19 protein-coding genes are annotated in these 19,155 nt (G+C 72.8%); 7 read left to right on the top strand and 12 right to left on the bottom strand.

All coding sequences use genetic code 11. The features are described 5' to 3' along the window. From E1193_RS19960 to E1193_RS19925, 8 genes are all read right to left on the bottom strand, one after another. The coding region (locus tag E1193_RS19960) for a cellulose binding domain-containing protein (RefSeq protein ID WP_132184710.1) at positions 1-1,096 on the bottom strand (1,096 nt) is incomplete at its 3' end. A 201-nt stretch (positions 1,097-1,297) separates the two neighbouring features. Then, positions 1,298-1,723, bottom strand: coding sequence for an alternative ribosome rescue aminoacyl-tRNA hydrolase ArfB (arfB, locus tag E1193_RS19955; protein ID WP_132184709.1), 426 nt, complete (start codon positions 1,721-1,723; stop codon positions 1,298-1,300). A 10-nt stretch (positions 1,724-1,733) separates the two neighbouring features. Next, positions 1,734-2,039, bottom strand: coding sequence for a hypothetical protein (locus E1193_RS19950; protein ID WP_132184708.1), 306 nt, complete (start codon positions 2,037-2,039; stop codon positions 1,734-1,736). A 105-nt stretch (positions 2,040-2,144) separates the two neighbouring features. Beyond that, the gene (locus E1193_RS19945) at positions 2,145-3,005 is read right to left on the bottom strand and encodes a trypsin-like peptidase domain-containing protein (protein WP_132184707.1); all 861 of its coding nucleotides are present in this window, start codon (positions 3,003-3,005) and stop codon (positions 2,145-2,147) included. Positions 3,006-3,080: 75 nt separating this feature from the next. Then, positions 3,081-4,040 carry a VWA domain-containing protein gene (locus tag E1193_RS19940; protein WP_132184706.1) on the bottom strand — a complete coding sequence of 320 codons (960 nt, stop codon included), beginning with the start codon at positions 4,038-4,040 and terminating at the stop codon, positions 3,081-3,083. Further along, a complete protein-coding gene (locus E1193_RS19935; RefSeq protein WP_132184705.1) occupies positions 4,037-5,041 on the bottom strand; it encodes a DUF58 domain-containing protein in 1,005 nt (334 codons plus the stop codon). The genes E1193_RS19940 and E1193_RS19935 overlap by 4 nt, the downstream gene beginning before the upstream one ends. After that, on the bottom strand, positions 5,038-6,087 hold the full coding sequence (locus E1193_RS19930; RefSeq protein WP_132184704.1) for a MoxR family ATPase: 1,050 nt from the start codon (positions 6,085-6,087) through the stop codon (positions 5,038-5,040). The genes E1193_RS19935 and E1193_RS19930 overlap by 4 nt, the downstream gene beginning before the upstream one ends. A gap of 286 nt (positions 6,088-6,373) precedes the next feature. Further along, positions 6,374-6,895, bottom strand: coding sequence for a hypothetical protein (locus tag E1193_RS19925; RefSeq protein WP_132184703.1), 522 nt, complete (start codon positions 6,893-6,895; stop codon positions 6,374-6,376). A 394-nt stretch (positions 6,896-7,289) separates the two neighbouring features. Between E1193_RS19925 and E1193_RS19920 the strand changes: the two genes are divergently transcribed. Then, positions 7,290-8,225: an endonuclease/exonuclease/phosphatase family protein gene (locus E1193_RS19920; RefSeq protein ID WP_132184712.1), complete on the top strand. Its 936-nt coding sequence runs from the start codon at positions 7,290-7,292 to the stop codon at positions 8,223-8,225. A gap of 52 nt (positions 8,226-8,277) precedes the next feature. Here E1193_RS19920 and cimA read toward each other — a convergent pair whose 3' ends face one another. After that, positions 8,278-9,861: a citramalate synthase gene (gene cimA / locus E1193_RS19915; protein WP_132184702.1), complete on the bottom strand. Its 1,584-nt coding sequence runs from the start codon at positions 9,859-9,861 to the stop codon at positions 8,278-8,280. 399 nt (positions 9,862-10,260) lie between these two features. On the opposite strand from cimA, the gene E1193_RS19910 reads away from it, so the two are divergent. The 4 genes from E1193_RS19910 (at position 10,261) to E1193_RS19895 (ending at position 12,833) form a co-directional block, all read left to right on the top strand. Then, positions 10,261-10,821, top strand: coding sequence for a peroxiredoxin (locus E1193_RS19910; protein ID WP_132184701.1), 561 nt, complete (start codon positions 10,261-10,263; stop codon positions 10,819-10,821). Positions 10,822-10,823: 2 nt separating this feature from the next. Continuing rightward, on the top strand, positions 10,824-11,354 hold the full coding sequence (locus E1193_RS19905) for a carboxymuconolactone decarboxylase family protein (RefSeq protein ID WP_132184700.1): 531 nt from the start codon (positions 10,824-10,826) through the stop codon (positions 11,352-11,354). 230 nt (positions 11,355-11,584) lie between these two features. After that, positions 11,585-12,043, top strand: coding sequence for a PRC-barrel domain containing protein (locus E1193_RS19900; RefSeq protein WP_132184699.1), 459 nt, complete (start codon positions 11,585-11,587; stop codon positions 12,041-12,043). A 100-nt stretch (positions 12,044-12,143) separates the two neighbouring features. Beyond that, the gene (locus E1193_RS19895; RefSeq protein ID WP_132184711.1) at positions 12,144-12,833 is read left to right on the top strand and encodes a tyrosine-protein phosphatase; all 690 of its coding nucleotides are present in this window, start codon (positions 12,144-12,146) and stop codon (positions 12,831-12,833) included. Between the two features lie 10 nt (positions 12,834-12,843). Here E1193_RS19895 and E1193_RS19890 read toward each other — a convergent pair whose 3' ends face one another. Together E1193_RS19890 and E1193_RS19885 are read right to left on the bottom strand one after the other, a co-directional pair. Further along, a complete protein-coding gene (locus E1193_RS19890) occupies positions 12,844-13,941 on the bottom strand; it encodes a branched-chain amino acid aminotransferase (protein ID WP_132184698.1) in 1,098 nt (365 codons plus the stop codon). Positions 13,942-14,166: 225 nt separating this feature from the next. Next, positions 14,167-15,198 (bottom strand): 3-isopropylmalate dehydrogenase, encoded by a 1,032-nt coding sequence (locus tag E1193_RS19885; protein ID WP_132184697.1) that lies wholly within the window; start codon positions 15,196-15,198, stop codon positions 14,167-14,169. A 218-nt stretch (positions 15,199-15,416) separates the two neighbouring features. Between E1193_RS19885 and E1193_RS19880 the strand changes: the two genes are divergently transcribed. Together E1193_RS19880 and E1193_RS19875 are read left to right on the top strand one after the other, a co-directional pair. Beyond that, the gene (locus tag E1193_RS19880; RefSeq protein WP_132184696.1) at positions 15,417-16,292 is read left to right on the top strand and encodes an FAD:protein FMN transferase; all 876 of its coding nucleotides are present in this window, start codon (positions 15,417-15,419) and stop codon (positions 16,290-16,292) included. A gap of 360 nt (positions 16,293-16,652) precedes the next feature. Further along, complete coding sequence (locus E1193_RS19875; protein WP_132184695.1) at positions 16,653-17,012, top strand: hypothetical protein; 360 nt, start codon at positions 16,653-16,655, stop codon at positions 17,010-17,012. A gap of 226 nt (positions 17,013-17,238) precedes the next feature. Here the strand turns inward: E1193_RS19875 and serA are convergent, their stop codons facing one another. Further along, complete coding sequence (serA, locus tag E1193_RS19870; RefSeq protein ID WP_132184694.1) at positions 17,239-18,837, bottom strand: phosphoglycerate dehydrogenase; 1,599 nt, start codon at positions 18,835-18,837, stop codon at positions 17,239-17,241. Positions 18,838-19,155: the final 318 nt, after the last annotated feature.

Raw genomic sequence — 19,155 nt, 5'->3', positions numbered from 1 at the left:
GGGTGGTGGAGCTGCTGGCCAGGAAACCGAGGGTGGCTTCGGCACCCGGATTCAGCGCGCCGTTCCAACCCACGTTGCGCGCGGAGACCGAGGTGTCGGTCTGGGTCAGCTCGGCGTTCCACGCCTGCGTGATCCGCTGGCCGGAGGAGAGGGTGAACCCGACCCGCCAGCCGGTGGTACGGGCGGTGCCGGTGCTGCGCACCGTCACCTCGCCCTGCCAGCCGCCCGGCCACTGCCCGATGATCCGGTAGGTGGCGACGCAGGCCACCGACGGCGGCGCCCCCGTGGGGGTCACAGTCGGGCTGGTGGTCGGACTCGGGCTGGTCGTCGGACTCGGGCTGGTCGTCGGACTCGGGCTGGTGGACGGGCTCGGGCTGGCGCCGGAGAGGGCGGCCGCCAGGGCCGGGTACCAACGGTCGGACATCTTCCGGTCGCCGGTGGCGTTGGGGTGCACCCCGTCGTAGGTGTCGGTGGCGGTGTTGAAGCCGGTCCACTGGTCGACCACCGAGATCGGCGACTGCGCGGTGGTCTTGCCCGCCGCCCAGCCGTCGATGGCGTTGTTGAAGGTCACCACCCGCTGCCCGCACTCGGGGCAACTGGTCGGGGCCATCGGAATGATCTTCGCGACGATCACCCGCATCGCCGGGTTGCTGGCCCGCATCTGGTCGACCAGCTTCGAGTACGCGGCCAGGATGGTGCTCGGCGGGATGTTGCTCCACACGTCGTTGGTGGCGAAGTGCATGAGCACGATGTCGGGGCGGGTGGCCGAGAGCCAGCCGGGCAGCAGGTTCTGGTTGGCGACGTTCGTCACCAGGTATCCGCCGTGGCCCTCGTTGTCCCCGTCGTGCGGCTGGCCGCATCCCTGCGGGCCGAGGGTGCCGACGAAGTCGATGTTGGTGTGGCCGGTGGACTGGAGGCGGTTCCAGAGGATGGCGCGCCAGCAGCCGGGCGATCCGGTGATCGAGTCGCCGAGCGGCATGATCCGCACCGGTGCGGCGGCCGTGCGGGCAGGGGCGGCGTCGGCCAGCCCGAGCAGGGTGAGGGGAACGGCGACGAGTGCGGCGAGCAGGGCGGAGAGGAAGGGCCTTCGGGGCATGATGAGGAGACTCCTGTCGCGTCGACGAGGTGCGGTGAATGACAGCCCATGCTCCCGACGCCATTCCAGCATCGAACATCGTCGAACTCAATGCCCGTGCCAGCAGGCGAGCACCGTCGGTCGTGAAACGGTGGTCAGGGTGCCGGCGGCCATGCCCACAGCCCAGGCAACCCGCGGCGTCGGCAGGTCAGATCCGGCCCGTCACTCCCCGTCGACCCGCCGGTCCCGTTTGCGCTGCGACTGGCGCTTCTTGTCGGCCAGCCGGCGTTCCTTGGCGCCCCGGGAGGGCCGGGTCGGCCGCCGCGGCGGAGGCGGGGGCGCGACGGCCTCGCGCAGCAGCGCCGTCAACCGCTCCCGGGCCGCCTCCCGGTTGGCGAGCTGAGCCCGGTGCTCGCTGGCGGCGACGGTCAGCACCCCGTCCACCAGCCGCCCGGCCAGCCGGTCCATCGCCCGGGCGCGCAGCGCGGGCGACAGGCTGCCGGTGGCGGCCAGGTCGAAGCTCAACTCCACCCGGGAGTCGGTGGTGTTGACCCCCTGACCGCCTGGACCGGACGATCGGGAAAAGCGTTCCCGCAGCTCGGCGGAGGGAACGACCCACCGGTCGGTCACCCGCAGTCCATCGTCCACAGCTGTGAGGCTAGCGCCCCTTCACGCCGGCCTTGGTGGAAGCGGTCGGAGAGGGGCTGGGGGCCGGCTCGGCGCGCTCCTGGTCGGGGCCGGCGGCGGCGTACGCGACGGCGCCGACGAGCAGCAACGCGATCACCCCGACCTTGGTGGTGACCGCTCGGACCAGCAGCCACGCCGCCCGGCGGGCGCCGGGCACCGCTCTCTGGGCGGCCTTGTAGTCGGTCCAGCCGCGTTTGGCCCGGGCGTACTGTGTGCCCACGCCCCATCCGAGGAAGAGTCCCACCGCCAGCAGGACCGCAACGAAAGGAAGCTCCACCCACGCCAGTATCCATACTGAGCGTGATATTTCTATCGTCCGATGGGCCCACGCCGCATACCTGACAGTTCTACCGTTACAGCCATTCTGGTGGATCTACCCGGTTCAGCCGCCTTTACCGATGATCGTATCGGCGGTCTGCTGAACCTGGTCGATCGGGATGGCGAACCCGATGCCGATGGAGCCGTTGCCGTCGATGGTGGCGATCGCGGTGTTCACCCCGACCACCTCGCCCCGGGCGTTCACCAGCGGGCCGCCGGAGTTGCCTGGGTTGATGGAGGCGTCGGTCTGCACCGCGCTGCGGCGGGTGGTGCCGAGGCGCACCTGCCGGTCCAACGCGCTGACGATGCCCGCGGTGACCGTGCCGGGCAGCCCGAGCGGCGAGCCGACCGCCAGCACCGGCTCCCCCACCCGGGTCGAGCGGGGCTTGGCCAGCGGCAGCGGCGCGAGACCAGCGTCCGTCGGCACCTTCAGCACCGCCAGGTCACTGCCCGGCTCCCGGCCGACCACCTCGGCGCCGTACCGGCGGCCGTCCGGCAGCTCCACCGTCACCGTACCGCCGCCCCCCTTGGTCAGGATGTGGTCGTTGGTGATGATGTGCTGCTGGTTGTCGATCGCGAAGCCGGAGCCCGTCGCGCCCGACCCGCCGGAGCCGGCCATCACCGACACCACGCCCGGCACCGTCCGCTGCGCGGCGGTCACCAGCTCCGCGGGCACCGGCGCGGCGGAGGCCGCCGTCGCTCCCGGGCCGCCGTCGTTGTCGGCCACCCAGCCGCCGGCCGCCGCGCCGGAGACGGTGGAGAGGGCGACCACCGCTGCCGCGGAGAGCAGTCGCCCGTGCCAGCGCCGCCGTGACGGGTCCTCCCCCGACCCCGGTGCGTCCCACCGGAGCCGTCCGTCGGGCCCCAGCACTGGCGAGACGAACCAGGGCCCCCGCGGCTCACCCAGACCGGTCTGCGCTGCCATCCACACGCTCCTCACTGTCGCTTGTGCCCGGCCCGTGCCGGTCGGTCCCTCCGCCGGGACTGTTCTCGTGCCGGCTCAGGGCAGGCGGGAGAACCACCGCATCGAACCGGCGGCGGCGGCCATGGCGAACACCAGTCCGAGGCCGATGAACCGGGCGGAGATGTCCTGGCGTTCCGTGCGCCATCCCACCGAGGAGCCGATGTCCTCGTACACCTCGCGCAACTCCCGGCTGCTGCCGGCCTCGTGGAACCGGCCACCGGTGTCCTCGGCCACAGCCTGGAGGGTCTGCCCGTCCACCGGGACCCGGATCGGCCGGCCGCCCCGGTCCACGAAACCGCCGGGTGTGCCGAAGGAGATGGTGTGCACCGGCACCTTCGCGGCCACCGCCGCCGAGGCGGCCTCCATCGGATCCATGCCCGAGGTGTTCGCACCGTCGGAGAGCAGGATGACCCGGGCCGGCGGGGGCTGTTTCGCCGCCCTCTCGTCCAGGCTCTTCACCGCGCCGAGGGAGGCGCTGATCGCCTCGCCGATCGCGGTGCCCTGCACGCCGGTGATCCCCTCGGCGAGCCGGTCGATTCCCTCGTGCAGCGCCTCCCGGTCGGTGTTCGGCGGCACCAGGACCGCCGCGCTGCCGGCGAAGGCGACCAGTCCGACGTTGAACTCGTCGGGCAGGCCGTCGACGAAGCGGCGGGCGGCCGCCTTGGCCGCCGCCAGCCGGTCCGGTTCCACGTCGGTGGCGAGCATCGAGGTGGAGACGTCGACGGCCACCATGACGGTGGCCCGTTCCCGGGGCACCCGCACCTCGGCCTCGGGCCGGGCGAAACCCACCACCAACAGCGCCAGCATCGCCAGGAAGAGACCGGCTGGGACGTGCCGCCGCCAGGCGGGCCGGACCGGCGCGACCCGGTCGAGCAGCCGCAGATTGGTGAAGCGGACGGCGTACCGGCTCCGCCGGCGCTGGGCGAGCAGGTAGCCGACGGCCAGCGCGAGCACCCCGAACAGCAGCAGCAGCCGGGCGGGTGACTGCCAGGTCACGCTAGACCTCCCCGGGCCGCGGCGGGCGCCGCCGCGAGGCGGCGCTGGGTGTGCACGTGGCGCACGATGTCGGCGGTCCAGTCCCCGTCGGTGCGCAGCGCCAGGTGGGTCGCGCCGCACCGACGCAGCACCCGGCGCACCTGCTCGCGTTGGGTGGCGGCGGCGCTGGCGTAGCGCCGGCGCAGAGCGGCGTCGCCGGTCCACACCTCCCGCCGGCGGCCGGTCTCCGGGTCGACCAGGGTGATCAGTCCGACGTCCGGCAGCTCCAGCTCGCGGGGGTCGGTGATCTCTACCGCGAGCACCTGGTGGCGGGCGGCGAGCCGGCGCAGCGCCGGCTCCCAGGGGGCCGGATCGGCGCGCTGGTCCGGTAGGCCGTCGAGGAAGTCGGAGACCACCACGACCAGGCCGCGGCGGCGGGCGACCCGCTGCACCGCCGCGAGCGCCGCACCCAGGTCGGGCTGGGCGGCCGACGGCTTCCCGGGGTCGTGCCCGTCGGCCCGCGGGGCGGCCAGCAGCGCCCGGAGCAGGCTCAGCAGGTGGGTCCGACCACTGCGCGCCGGGAAGCGGCGCAGGCCGCCCTCGGTCAGCACCTGGGCGCCGAGCCGGTTGCCCGTTCCGGCGGTGAGGAAGCCGACCGCGGCGACGGCGGCCACCGACAGCTCCCGTTTGTCCAGCTCGGCGGTGCCGAACTCCATGCTGGGGCTGGCGTCCACCAGCAGCCAGGTGGTGAGTTCCCGGTCGGCGTCGACCTCGCGGACGTGCGGCACGGTGGTGCGGGCGGTGACCGCCCAGTCCATCCGGCGTACCTCGTCCTCGCCCGGCCGGTACTCGCGGCTGCCGGCGATCTCGCTGCCCGGTCCGGGCAGCAGGCCCCGGTGCTGCCCCTGGAGCAGCCCGTCCAGGCGGCGGGTCACGGTCAGCTCCAGCCGGCGCAGCCGCTGGTCGGGGGCGAGGTCGGCCAGCCCCGGGGCGGCCGGTGGCGGCGCGGCGGCGCGTCTCATGCCGCCGCCAGGTCGCGAGTGTGCTCGGGCTGCCCGGCGGCCAGCGTCGGCGGTGGCACGGCCTGCACCAGCCGGCGCACCACCGCCTCGGGGGAGATCCCGTCGGCTACCGCGTCGAAGGAGAGCACCAGGCGGTGGGCGAGGACGTCCACCGCGAGTTCCCGCACGTCCTCGGGGAGCACGTACTCCCGGCCGCGCAACAGCGCCTGGGCCCGTGCGGCGGCGACCAGGCCGAGGGTGGCCCGGGGGCTGGCACCGTACGCCAGCATGGGGGCGATCTCGGGCAGCCCGAACCGGCCCGGGTCGCGGGTGGCGAGGATGAGCCGGACGACGTACTCCGCGACGGCGTGATGCACGAAGATGTGGGCGGCCCGCCGTTGCAGCTCGCGCAACCGGCCGGGGTCTAGCACCCGGCGGGCCCGGGGCCGGTCGCCGCTCATCCGGTAGAGGATGGCCAGTTCCTCGGCGTCGTCCGGGTAGTCCACGACGATCTTCATCAGGAAGCGGTCGCGCTGCGCCTCGGGGAGCTGGTACACCCCTTCGGACTCGATCGGGTTCTGGGTCGCGAGCACCAGAAAGGGCTCCGGCACGGGCCAGGTCCGGCCGCCGATGGAGACCTGCCGTTCGGCCATCGCCTCCAACAGCGCGGACTGCACCTTCGCGGGGGCCCGGTTGATCTCGTCGGCCAGCACCAGGTTGGCCATGATCGGGCCCAGCTCGACGTCGAAGCACTCCGTCGACGCTCGGTAGATGCGGGTGCCGACGATGTCGGAGGGGACGAGGTCGGGGGTGAACTGGATGCGGGAGAAGGTGCCGCCGACGACCGTGGCGAGGGTCTGCGCGGCGAGGGTCTTGGCCACGCCGGGCACGCCCTCCAACAGGCAGTGCCCCTCGGCGACCATCGCGGTGAGCAGGCGTTCGACGAGTTGATCCTGCCCGACGATCACCCGTTTGACCTCGATGAGGGTCTGTTCCAGCCCGGTGCCGCCCGGTTCGTCTGTGGCTGCCGTGGGCAGGCTGGCCAGGGTGTCCGAGATGTCCGTCACGGTGCTTGCTTCCCGGGCCACCGGGTGGGCAAACCTCGGATTTTCCGACCCTTTACGGGCGGTCAGGCGCAGATCGGCATGAGCCGCCCGCCGTGCGTCGCGCGCCGGGCCTCACGGTATGCGGCAGGTGGGTTCGTCCGGCTCGGTGGACACCGCGACATGCCGCAACCGAAGTCGATCATGCCGTCGGGAGTCGGGAGTCGGGAGTCGGCGTCGACCGGGACGTCCGGCCGGCCGGACAGACCGGTGCCGGCCCCGGTCCCCCGGGGCCGGCACGTCGCTGTGGTCAGTTGGCCACGAGCAGGTGGAACGGACGGTCCGCCGGGGTGCCGGCCGAGTCCCGGGTCTGGACGAAGACCCCGTTGATGGTCGACAGCCGCGGGGCGACCGAGATCTCGCCCGCCGGCGGGATGTTGTACTGGTCCGTGGTGCCGATCGTCGCCTGGAACGCCTTGCGGCTCACGTCGTAGTTGAACAGCACCTGGTACTGGCCGGGGCCGTACCGGGTCACCGAGACCGCCTCGGGGGAACCGCGCAGCAGGCTGCCGCCGCTGCTGGCGACGGCCCAGGCCACGGTGCCCGCAGCGGTCGCCTGCGCCCCGACGGCGTCGAGCGCCGCGCGGGCCCGCTTGGCATCCGCCGCCGAGACGGGCGGCTGGGTGGCGCCGGACGACCGGGCACCGGGCTGAGCAACCTCGGTCGAAGCCTTGGTCGTCGGCTGGGCTGCGGCGATCCCGCCGCCCGCCAGGGTGAGCGCCAGGACGCCGAGCGTCACCGCCGTCGCCTTACGCCTGAGGAATGTGGCCATAACAGGTCTCCCTTTGTGTGACCGTGGTGATTCGGCCGACTCGCGTTTCCCGCGAGTCGGATAACAGCTGTGGAAAGGCCGGTAAAGCGAAGGGAAAACCCTTGCCCCCGCACCGCGAGGGGCCGACTACGTTAGCCCTCGCACCCGGTCTGATCAGGCATTACTACGCTCTGTTGGGACGCCTCAACCAGGAGGAACGTAACCCCTCAAAAGCCGTCCGTCAATAGTCGATCAGCGCGTTTCGGCATCCGGTTGGCAATTTGTGAGCAACGCGAGCGGGGAAGGGTGCGCCATTCATGAAATGGCGACGCACCGATTACCGGAGGAATCCGGCTAGGCTCACTTTGTGATCGACACTGTCGTGCCGCGCCGCCTCGACCGCCGGGGCGCGACCATCCTGTGCCGGCTCGCGGTCGTGCCGGGGGTGGCCTGGGCGGCGGTGCGCCTCGGCGGGCTCGAACACGGCCCGCTGGTGCAGGCGCTGGCCTTCACCCCGTACGTGGCGGCCGGGAGTGTGCTGGTGCTGGCGCTGACGCTGGCCCTGCGACGTCACTGGCCGGCGGCGGTGGCCGCGTTGACGACGCTGGCGCTGGTCGGCGTGGTGGCCCCGCGGGCCGTGGCCTCCGGGCAGCCCGCCGTCGACGGGCCGGCGCTGCGGCTGCTCACCGCCAACCTGCTCAAGGGCGGGGCGGACGCCCGCACCCTGGTCGGTTTGGTCCGCCGGCACCAGGTGGACGTCCTCGCGGTGCAGGAGTTCACCCCGCAGGCACAGGCCGAGCTGGACCGTGCTGGCCTGGCCGGCCTGCTCCCCCACCGGCAGCTCAATCCGGAAGCCGGCACCACCGGCTCCGGCCTCTACGCGCGTTACCCGCTCTCCGCCGGCGGCTTCCGGCGCAACAGCGGCTTCGCCTTCACCCAGGCGTACGCGACCGTGGCGGTCCCCGGCGCGCCGCCGGTGCGGGTCGAGTCGGCCCACCCGGCCGCCCCGTACGCGGTCGACGTGGTCGACGACTGGTTCACCGACCTGCGGGCGCAGCCGCGCGCCACCCCCGACGGACCGTTGAGCATCCTCGCCGGCGATTTCAACGCCACCCTCGACCACGCCCCGTTGCGCGCCCTGCTGGACAGCGGGTACGTGGACGCTGCCGACGCGGCCGGGGCCGGGCTCGCCGGCACCTGGGGTCCGTACGACGGAGACCCGATCCCGCCGGTCACCATCGACCACGTCCTGGTCGACCGCCGCATCGCCGTCGACGCGGTCGAGGTGCACGGCGTCTCCGGCACCGACCACCGCGCCGTCCTGGCCCGCCTCCGCCTGCCCGGTTCCTGACCGCCCCGGCCGGTTCGGCGCGACGCCGTGCCGGGCGGGGCGGGCAGGCCGGTCAGACGCGGGTGCGGTCCAGACCGTAGGTCAGGGCGTCGACCAGGGCGTGCCAGGATGCCTCGACCACGTTGGGGTGGACGCCGACGGTGGTCCAGTCGCGGCCGGCCCCGTCGGCGGTCTCCACCAGCACCCGGGTCACCGCGCCGGTGCCGTGGCTGCCCTCCAGGATGCGGACCTTGTAGTCGGCCAGCTCGAAGTGCCGCAGTTCCGGGTAGTGCCGGGACAGCCCGACCCGCAGCGCCTCGTCCAGCGCGTTGACCGGGCCGTTGCCCTCCGCGGTCGCGATCACCCGCTCGCCGCGTACCCGGATCTTCACGGTCGCCTCGGAGACCACCGCGCCGTCCTCGCGGTGCTCGACCAGTACCCGGTACGACTCCAGCGCGAACGGCCGCACCGGTTCGGCGCCCGGCAGCTCGGAGCGGACCAGGAGTTCGAACGAGGCGTCGGCGGCCTCGAACGACCAGCCCCCCGCCTCCAACTCCTTGACCCGGCTGGTCACCTTCGACAGCGTCGCCGGATGGGCGGCCAGGTCCAGGCCCAGCTCGCGGCTCTTGAGCTCGACGCTGGCCCGGCCGGCCATCTCGGTGACCAGGATCCGCATGTCGTTGCCCACCACCGACGGGTCCACGTGGTTGTAGAGCAACGGGTCGACCTTGATCGCGCTCGCGTGCAGTCCCGCCTTGTGGGCGAAGGCCGCGGCCCCGGCGTACGCCTGGTGGGTGTCGGGGGCGATGTTGGCGATCTCGGCGATGGCGTGCGAGACCCGCACCATCTGTGCCAGGCAGCCGTCCGGTAGGACCGGCAGCCCGAGCTTGAGCTCGAGGTTGGCGACGACCGCGAAGATGTCGGCGTTGCCGGGGCGCTCGCCGTACCCGTTGGCGGTGCCCTGGAAGTGCCGGACCCCGGCCTCGACGGCGGCGATTGTGTTCGCCACGGCGCAGGCGGTGTCGTTCTGGCAGTGGATGCCGAGCAGTTCCGGGGCGACCCCGGTGCGCGCGGTGAGGTCGGCGATGGCCGCGCTCACCTGGGACGGCAACATCCCGCCGTTGGTGTCGCAGAGCACGAACCGCTCGGCGCCCGCGGTGAGCGCGGTCTCCACCACGGCCGCGGTGTACGCGGGGTCGTGCCGGAATCCGTCGAAGAAGTGCTCGCCGTCGACGAAGACCCTGCGCCCCTCGGCCACCAGGTGGGCGACCGTGTCGCGGATCATCGCCAGGTTCTCCGCCCCGGTGGTGCGCAGCGCCCGCTCGACGTGCCGGGTGTCGGCCTTGGCGACCAGCGCGACCGCCGGGGTCTCGGCGTCGAGCAGGCCGCGCACCTGCGGGTCGTCCCGCACCGCCACGCCGGCCCGGCGGGTGGCGCCGAAGGCGACCAGCACGGCGTGTCTCAGGTCCAGCTCGGTACGCGCCCGGCGGAAGAACTCGGTGTCCTTGGGCACCGCACCCGGCCAGCCGCCCTCGACGAAGCCCACCCCGAACTCGTCGAGCAGCCGGGCCACCGCCAGCTTGTCGACCACCGAGTAGCTGAGCCCCTCACGCTGGGCGCCGTCGCGCAGCGTCGTGTCGTACACCTGGAACGTCATGGGAGTCCCTTCTTCGCGGGCTGGGGAGTCTGCAACGGGCTGGGAGTCTGCAACGGCGGGGAGCAACCCGGGGGAGCAACAAAAAGACCCCCCGCGGGGTGCGGGAGGTCTGCGCGCTCGGCGGAGGGGAGGCCGGCGCGCTAGGTGCCAATAATCAGGACGGTGCTGCTCACGGTCGCCACTCTGCCACCGCGGACCGCCTTCTGGGAGCAGAATCCACATGGCGGGACGGTGACTCTGGGTACGCAATACCTGATCCACCGCCGCATTGCGGGCCGAAACCGTCAGAGGTGATCGGCTTCACAAGTCGCCCGGCCGCCACCAAAGAGGAAGCATTGCTACGAAAGCATCTGGAATCGATCCAGTTACCGGCCTGCATGCCGCTGTCAAGGAGGACCCGTGCTCACTGTCGGTGATCGCTTCCCCGAGTACGAACTCACCGCCTGCGTCTCCCTCGACGCCGACCAGGCGTTCGAGACGATCAACCACAAGTCCCACGAGGGCAAGTGGCGGGTCGTCTTCTTCTGGCCGAAGGACTTCACCTTCATCTGCCCGACGGAGATCGCCGAGTTCGGCCGGCTCAACGGCGATTTCGCCGACCGGGACGCCCAGGTGCTCGGCGTCTCGGTGGACAACGAGTTCGTGCACTACGCCTGGCGCAAGGACCACCCGGACCTGCGCGAGCTGCCCTTCCCGATGCTCAGCGACATCAAGCGCGAGCTGACCGCCGCCTGCGGCGTGCTCGGCGAGGACGGCGTGGCGCAGCGGGCGACCTTCATCGTCGACCCGGACAACGAGATCCAGTTCGCCATGGTCACCGCCGGTTCGGTCGGCCGGAACGTCTCCGAGGTGCTCCGGGTGCTCGACGCGCTGCAGACCGACGAGCTCTGCCCGTGCAACTGGAACAAGGGCGGCGCCACCCTCGACGCCAACGCCCTCCTCGCCGGCGTCGGGGCCTGACGATGGGTCTGGACGCGATCAAAGCGGCGCTGCCCGAGTACGCCAGGGACATCAAGCTCAACCTCGGCTCCACCGTCGGCACCTCCACGCTCAAGCCGGAGCAGGCCTGGGGCACCGCCCTGGCCTGCGCCGTCGCCGCGCGCAACCCGCGGGTGCTCGCGGAGATCGCCGACGAGGCCGCCGCACACCTGACGCCGGAGGCGGTCGAGGCGGCCAAGGGCGCCGCCACGATCATGGCGATGAACAACGTCTACTACCGGGCAAAGCACCTCATCGGCGACGAGCAGTACGCCTCGATGCCGGCCCGGCTTCGGATGCAGATCATCGCCCGGCCGGGCGTGGACAAGGGCGACTTCGAGCTGTGGTGCCTCGCCGTCTCGGCGATCACCGGGTGCGGGGTCTGCCTTGAGTCACACGAGAAGGCGCTGCGCGGCGCCGGGTTCACCCGCGAGCAGGTGCACGAGGGGCTGCGTATCGCCGCCGTCGTGCACGCCGCCGCGGTGGCGCTCGACGCGCAGGCCGCCCTGGCCTGAGCCATCCGGCCCCCGGCGGGGGCCGGGGGCCGCGTCGTCACGGCCCCGGCCCCGGCCCCCGCCGGCGTTTTCCGGACCGGCTCGGTCCACGGCAGGGCGGGAACCGACCACCCCGACCCGGCCCAGGACGCACCCAGGGTGTGGGAGACAGCCGGACCGGGTACCTGATCTTCGAACGAGGAAGCCTCACCTCCCAGACGGCTGTCGTCAGCCGAGGCAGGAGTACACCCATGGACCGGCTCGACCCGCACGCCACCCACGGCAGCACCGATCCCATCGTCGACGACGGCCAGGGCGCCGTCGCCGGCGGCGCGCCCGGCGGCGCCTTCAACCCGTGGAGCTACCGGGACGAGGCCGGAGTGACCGACGCCGACCTCGTCGGCTACAGGGTCGAGGCCACCGACGGCGGCATCGGCAAGATCGACAGCGCGAGCCACGAGGTCGGTGGCAGCTACCTCGTCGTCGACACCGGGCCGTGGGTCTTCGGCAAGAAGGTCATGCTGCCGGCCGGCACCGTGAACCAGGTCGACCACGACGACCGGAAGGTCCACGTCGACCGCAGCCGGGACCAGATCAAGGCCGCGCCGGAGTACGACGAGACCAGCCACAGCGACCCGGCGTACCGGGACACGCTGGGCGGCTACTACGACGAGACGTACGGCAACCTGCCCCCGGGCACGGCCCGCTGACCCGACGGCCGCGACGGCAGGACGGGGCTGTCGCCCGCCGCCCGTTACCGTGTTCGGTGTGGACGACACCGAGGCCACCCGCCGCATCCCGTTCTCCGTCATGTTCAACTGCCGCGACGTCGGCGGCTACCCCGCCCGCGACGGCCGTGCCGTCCGCTGGGGACGGCTCTACCGCTCCGACACGCCGCACCGGCTCGACGGCGCGGACCTGGCGGCGTTCGCCGCCCTGGGTGTCCGGACCGTCGTCGACCTGCGCCGGCCCACCGAGGTCGAGCGGGACGGTCGGGTGCCCCACCTGGACGGCATGGTGTACCGGCACATCCACCCGGAGCACGTCGACTGGGCCGAGAACCCGTACCGGCCGGGCAACGACCTGGCCCGCTACCTGGCCGAGCGGTACGCCGGACTCGCGGATACCGGTGCAGCCGGCCTGGCCGAGGCGGTCAGCCTGATCGCCGATGCGGCGAACGCCCCGGTGCTGGTGCACTGCGTGGCCGGCAAGGATCGCACCGGGGTCGTCTGCGCCCTGACCCTGGCCGCGCTCGGGGTGGCCGACGCCGACATCGCCGCCGACTACGCGCTCAGCGCCGAGGCGCTGGACCGCTTTCAGACCTGGTACGCCACCGTGGGCGGGCGGTTGGGGCAGCCGCCGCTCACCACGCCCGCCCAGGCGATGACACTCTTCCTGACCGGGCTGCGCCAGCGGTACGGCTCGGTGGAGGACTACCTGCGCCAGGCCGGACTGACCGGCGCCCAACTCGTCGCCCTCCGCGCCCACCTGCTGACCTGACCCGGGCGGGTCAGATGACCCGCTGCACCCAGCCGTGCGGGTCCTCGGCCTCACCGCGCTGGATCGCGACGAGCTGCTTGCGCAGCGCCATCGTGGCGCGACCGGGCTCACCCTCGCCGATGAGGAACTCCCCGTCGGGGTACCGCACCTGGCCGATCGGGGTGATCACCGCGGCGGTGCCGCAGGCGAAGACCTCACGCAGTCGGCCGCTGGTGGCGTCGGCCTGCCAGTCGGCGAAGCTGACCGGCCGTTCCTGGACGCGGTGCCCGGACCGGGCGGCCAGGGCGAGGATGGCATCCCGGGTGATGCCCGGCAGGATGGTGCCGGTCAGCGGCGGGGTGACCAGGGTGTTGTCGTCGTACACGAAGAAGACGTTCATGCCGCCGAGCTCGTCGACGAAGCGGCGTTCCACGGCGTCGAGGAAGACCACCTGCTCACAGCCCGCCTCGATCGCCTCGGCCTGCGCGGCCAGCGAGGCGGCGTAGTTCCCGCCGCACTTCGCCGCGCCGGTGCCGCCCGGGGCGGCGCGGGTGTAGTCCGGCGAGACCCAGACCGTGACCGGCTTGACGCCGCCGGCGAAGTACGCCCCGGCGGGCGAGGCGATGACGCAGTAGAGGTACTCGTTGGCCGGGCGGACGCCGAGGAAGACCTCGCTGGCGAACATGAACGGGCGCAGGTAGAGGCTGGCGTCGTGGCCCTCCGGGATCCAGTCCCGGTCGATCTCCACCAGCCTGCGCAACGACTCGACGAACGTCTCCGCCGGCAGCTCCGGCATGGCCAGCCGTTGCGCGGAGACGATGAACCGGGCGGCGTTGGCCTCGGGCCGGAACATGGTGACGGAGCCGTCCGTGCCCCGGTACGCCTTCAAACCCTCGAAGATCTCCTGCGCATAGTGCAGGACGGCGCTCGCCGGATCCATCGGGATCGGTGCGCGGGCCTCGACCCGGGCGTCGTACCAGCCCTTGCCCTCGGCGTAACGGATGGTGACCATGTGGTCGGTGAAGACCCGGCCGAAGCCCGGATTGGCCAGCAGGGCGGCCCGGTCGGCGGCGGATACCGGGGCGGGATTCGGACGGATCTCGAAATCGAGCTTGTCACCACCGCTCATCGCGCTGACCTCCCTGAGGGTTGAACGGCGCACGGGACCGCACGCCGACATCGTGCCAGAAACTTACCCCGAACGGTCGTTCAGCGGATAGCTCCACACCGGCGGACCGGGGTGCCCGACCGCCGTACGTGGGCGTCGGATCCGCCCGACAGCGGGACGACACGGCCCGGCGCGGGATCTGGCGGACCCGGTGCGGACCGGTGGGGATGGGCGAGGGAACGCCGGTCAGGATACGGCGTACCCGGCGAGCCGGTCGCCGACCTCCTCGGTGCGCAGGGGTACGCCGGGGGTGCGGCTGGCCAGCTCGGTGGCGACCGCGGCGGTCACCCGGGCGGCGGCGTCCGGGTGGCCCAGCTGGTCGAGCAGGAGGGCGACGGAGAGCACCGCGGCCACCGGGTCGGCCAGCCCCTTGCCGGCGATGTCCGGCGCCGAGCCGTGCACCGGCTCGAACATCGACGGGTACGCCCCGGTGGGGTTGATGCTGCCGCTGGCCGCCAGCCCGATGCCGCCGGTGACCGCCGCGGCGATGTCGGTGAGGATGTCGCCGAAGAGGTTGTCGGTGACCACCACGTCGTACCGCTGCGGCTGGGTGACCAGGAACATCGCCGCGGCGTCGACGTGCTGGTACTCGGTGGTCACGTCCGGGTGCTCGGCGGCGACGGCCTCGAACGCGCGCGCCCAGAGCGACCCGGCGTGGGTCAGCACGTTCGTCTTGTGCACGAGCGTGACCTTGCGCCGCTCGCGGCGGGCGGCGCGGGCGAAGGCGTCCCGGATCACCCGCTCCACCCCGTGCCGGGTGTTCAGGCTCTCCTCGGTGGCGACCTCGGCGGGGGTGTCCCGGTGCAGGGAGCCGCCGGCGCCCGCGTAGAGCCCCTCGGTGCCCTCCCGGACCACCACCAGGTCGACCTCCCCCGGCTTGACGGCGGCCAGCGGCCCCGCCACGCCCGGCCAGAGCCGGGAGGGACGCAGGTTGACGTACTGGTCGAAGTCGAAGCGGAGCTTGAGCAGCAGGCCGCGCTCCAGCACGCCCGGCGGCACGGTCGGGTCGCCCACCGCGCCGAGCAGGATGGCGTCGTGCCCGGCCAGCTCGGTCAACACCGAGTCGGGCAGCACCTCGCCGGTGCGGTGGTAACGCGCCGCGCCGAGGTCGTACTCCGTGGCCTCGATCCCGGGGAGCAAGGCGTCGAGAACCTTCCGGGCCTGCCCGATCACCTCGGGTCCGATCCCGTCCCCGGCCACCACCGCGATCCGTGCCACCTGGCGCTCCTCACCTCGTCGCTCCCGTGCACCGTACGTCGCCGTCCCGTCTCCCGGTACACGTCTTCCACCATGCGGGAGAACCACACGCTCAGGAGGCTCCCAGCTGACATTCATGGTGCGGTCATCTCCACTACCTAGGGTCGACCACAAGCGGGTCACGGGGGCACGCCACGGATCCGCCGCGACGACGCGGCGCGGTCAGCGAAGGAGCAGCAATGCGGATCGACCAGCGTCGCGGGGCGGCGGGATTCGACGAACAGCCGCGCACCCGGTGGATGGACCAGGCAGCGTTCACCCTGCGCCGACCGGATCTGCGCCTCGGCGTCCGCAGCCACCGCGTCGACCGGGCCGGTGATCCCACCGGCGACCGGATCTCCGCCGCGCACACCGTCCGCACCAGCACCGCCGAGTACACCCTGCTGCTCAACGCCCCCGAACACGTCGGCCGCCGGGCCGTCGGTGACGCGCTGCGCGACGCCGTCGCCGAGCTGCGCGCCGTCGACCTCACCTACGGGCCGAGCCGCCCGGACAGCCTGGTCTCCCGGCTGCGCCGGGGCGAGATCAGCCCGGAGTCGTACCCGCCACTGGCCGACCTGGTGAACCGGTGCGCCGCGATGCGGGCGGCCACCGACGGGTGGTTCGACGCCTGGGCGGTGCCCGGCGGCTTCGACCCGGGCGGCCTGCTCAACGGCTGGGCGGTGGAACGGGCCGCGGCCCGGCTGCGCGCCGCCGGCATCACCGACTACGCGGTACTCTCCGGGGCCGACCTGACCGTGCGCGGCCGTGCGGCGCACGGCGGCCCTTGGCGGGTGGCCGTGCACCACCCGACCGACGGGGGACGCGCTCCCCTGGTGCTGGAGATGACGGCCGGCGCGATCGGCACCTCCGGTGTGACCGGCCGACACGGGCACGTGGTCGACCCGCACACCGGCGAGTCGGCCGAGCACCTCGTCGCGGCCACCGTCGTCGGGCCGGACCTGGCGGTCGCCGACGCCTACGCCACGGCGCTGTACGCCGCCGGCCCCACCGGGTTGGCGTGGTTCCGCAATGGATCGGGATATCAGGCTCTCTTCGCCCACCGGCGCCGTTGAGTGGCGCCGAGGCGCGTCGGCCGGCCCGTGGAGGGGGTCCACGGGGTGGCGCGGTCGACGGGCCCGCGATCGGCCCCCGCGGTCTCGGCAACGACCGTGGGGGCCGGTCAGCGACGAGTGCGCGTGGCTCGCGCAATCGAGGGGTGCGGACCGGTCGGCCGGACGCCTGACCTCGCCACCCGAAGACGAGCCGAACGCCCTCACTCAGACCGGTGACCGCACGGGTACGCTAGCGAATCGGCGCAACTCGACGCAAGAGACTCCACAGCGGACCATCGTGGTGACCGCCGACATCCCGTTCCCGGGCATGTCGGCGGGGTCGTTGCACGATGGTGAACAACGGATGGCACGCTGTCCGCCGTGAGTTTCGATCTGAGCGTGTGGGCCCTGCCGGCCGGGGCCACGCCCGAGGACGTCCGGGCAGCGGTACGACAGTGCCGCGAAGGGGGACGCCACGGCGACCGGCACCCGGACCCGCGGGTCGTCGCCTTCTACCGGGCAGTCACCGCCACGTACCCTGACCGGCCGGCCGGGGCGGGCACCCCGTGGGCGACCCTCCCGCTGCACACCGCCAACGACCACATCGAGCTGTATCTCGTCCCGACCTGCGCGGACCAGGTGCTGCTCGACATCGAGCGGCTGGCCGGCGAGCACGACCTGATGCTCTTCGACGCCCAGGACGGGTCGGTCTACCCGCCGCCGTCCCGCGTCGCGCGCTGACCGCCCGGCCTGGCGTGAACCGCTCGGCCCGACGGCGTGGCGCGGGACGGCCCCGGGCCCGACGGCGTGCCGCGGACCGGCCGGCATCGGCTCCGGGATGGATTCCTCGTCCTCGACCGCCCGAGTGGCGCCGCCCGGCCCGACGCGTCGGCACGGCGCGAGGTGGCCCCTGGATACGCGCGGGGGCCCGGCCGTGTCGGCCGGGCCCCCGCGACTCGGGTCCGGGCTACTCGTCGCGCAGGTCCGCCGCGCTCGCCGAGGTGGCTCCGATCGAGTCGGCCGCCGAGGTGAGCAGGTCCGCCCCGAGCGCCTGGTCGACGGTCAGGGTCATCAGCGTCTCGCCACCGGCCTCCCGGCGCGCGACCTGCATCGCGGCGATGTTGATGCCGGCCTTGCCGAGCAGGGTGCCGACGGTGCCGACCACACCGGGACGGTCGGCGTAGCGCAGGAAGAGCAGGATGCCCTCCGCTCCGATCTCGACGTCGAACCCGTCCACCTCGGTAAGCTTGAGGACGTCGCGGGCACCGGCGTGGGTCAGCGTGCCGGAGACGCTGACCGTACGGCCGTCCGGCAGTGCGCCCCGGACGGTGACCAGGTTGGGGTGGTCGGTCGTCTCGACCTGCGTGACCAGACTGACCTCTACCCCCCGCTCGGCCGCCAGGTGCGGAGCGTTGACGTAGGTGACCTGCTCCTCCACCACGGAGCTGAACAGTCCCTTGGTGGCGGCGAGTTTCAGCACCGACACGTCGTGGTTGACGATCTCACCGCGTACCTCGACGGTGACGCTGGCCGCGACCCCGCCGGCCACTGCGGTGAACGCCCGGCCGAGCTTCTCCGCCAGCGGCAGCAGCGGGCGGACATCCTCGGCGACCACGCCACCGGCTTGGACGTTCACCGCGTCCGGCACGAACTCGCCCTGCAGGGCCAGCTTGACGCTCTTCGCCACGGCCAGGCCTGCCTTGTCCTGTGCCTCGTGGGTGGAGGCCCCCAGGTGCGGGGTGGCCACCACGTTGTCGAAGGCGAACAGCGGCGAGGAGGTGCAGGGCTCCTTGGCGTACACGTCGACGCCGGCGCCGGCGACGCGCCCCTCGGCGATCGCGTCGGCCAGGGCCTGCTCGTCAACGAGCCCGCCACGGGCGGCGTTGACGATCCGCACGCCCGGCTTGACGATCGCCAGTTCCTTCTCACCGATAAGGCCCACGGTCTCCGGGGTCTTCGGCAGGTGGATGGAGATGAAGTCGCTCTCCCGCAGCAGCTCCTCCAGGCCGACCAGTCGCACGCCGAGCTGGGCGGCGCGGGCCGGCTGGATGTAGGGGTCGTACGCGATCAGCCGGGTGCCGAAGGCGGCGATCCGCTGGGCGAACAGCACGCCGATGCGGCCGAGGCCGACGACGCCGACCGTCTTGCCCTGGAGTTCGACGCCGGTGTACTTGGACCGCTTCCACTCCCCCGCCTTCAGCGCGGCGCTGGCGGCGGCGGTGTTGCGGGCCACGGCCAGCAGCAACGCGACGGCCTGCTCGGCGGCAGAGACGATGTTGGAGGTGGGGGCGTTGACGACCATGACGCCCCGCGCGGTGGCGGCCGGCACCTCGACGTTGTCCAGACCGACGCCGGCCCGGGCGACCACCCTCAGCCGCGGCGCGGCGGCGATCGCCTCGGCGTCGATCTGAGTGGCGCTGCGCACGATCACCGCGTCGGCCTCGGCAAGCGCGGAGAGCAGGGCCGGGCGGTCGGCGCCGTCGACATGGCGTACGTCGAAGTCGTGCGCGAGCACCTCGATGGCGGCGGGGGCGAGTTCTTCGGCGATCAGTACGACAGGATTCATCGGTCCTCGTAGACGTCGTGTGCGGTCGGCTTGTGGCGCCGGGACGCCGCGCTGCGCCCCGCGCTGATCCGTGCCATGGCCGTCAGGTGCCGGCTACGCACCTATTCATGGATCGTAGGGGGCGCTCTGGCCGAGGTGCCCCGGGGTGCGGGGTGAGTGCCCTCACACAGTCCGTCGCACGCCGGTCATCCCCCGTTCATACGTCAAACTCCTTCTCCCAGAAACCGATCATCACCGCGCCGCCCGCGACTGACCCGACCCGCCGCCACCGTCCGAGGGAACACCCCGGGGAGAACGACCCGGCCGACCACCCCAGGC

Origin of the sequence: Micromonospora sp. KC606 (genome assembly GCF_004348675.1) — a bacterium.
Lineage (GTDB): Bacteria > Actinomycetota > Actinomycetes > Mycobacteriales > Micromonosporaceae > Micromonospora.
This window is presented reverse-complemented; position numbering and strand designations above follow the sequence as displayed.

Bases quoted from the DNA above. Each gene is read 5' to 3' on its own strand.
- E1193_RS19945 (WP_132184707.1), bottom strand. From the start codon at position 3,005: ATGGCAGCGCAGACCGGTCTGGGTGAGCCGCGGGGGCCCTGGTTCGTC.
- E1193_RS19935 (WP_132184705.1), bottom strand. From the start codon at position 5,041: ATGAGACGCGCCGCCGCGCCGCCACCGGCCGCCCCGGGGCTGGCCGAC.
- E1193_RS19925 (WP_132184703.1), bottom strand. From the start codon at position 6,895: ATGGCCACATTCCTCAGGCGTAAGGCGACGGCGGTGACGCTCGGCGTC.
- cimA (WP_132184702.1), bottom strand. From the start codon at position 9,861: ATGACGTTCCAGGTGTACGACACGACGCTGCGCGACGGCGCCCAGCGT.
- E1193_RS19905 (WP_132184700.1), top strand. From the start codon at position 10,824: ATGGGTCTGGACGCGATCAAAGCGGCGCTGCCCGAGTACGCCAGGGAC.
- E1193_RS19900 (WP_132184699.1), top strand. From the start codon at position 11,585: ATGGACCGGCTCGACCCGCACGCCACCCACGGCAGCACCGATCCCATC.
- E1193_RS19895 (WP_132184711.1), top strand. From the start codon at position 12,144: ATGTTCAACTGCCGCGACGTCGGCGGCTACCCCGCCCGCGACGGCCGT.
- E1193_RS19890 (WP_132184698.1), bottom strand. From the start codon at position 13,941: ATGAGCGGTGGTGACAAGCTCGATTTCGAGATCCGTCCGAATCCCGCC.
- E1193_RS19880 (WP_132184696.1), top strand. From the start codon at position 15,417: ATGCGGATCGACCAGCGTCGCGGGGCGGCGGGATTCGACGAACAGCCG.
- serA (WP_132184694.1), bottom strand. From the start codon at position 18,837: ATGAATCCTGTCGTACTGATCGCCGAAGAACTCGCCCCCGCCGCCATC.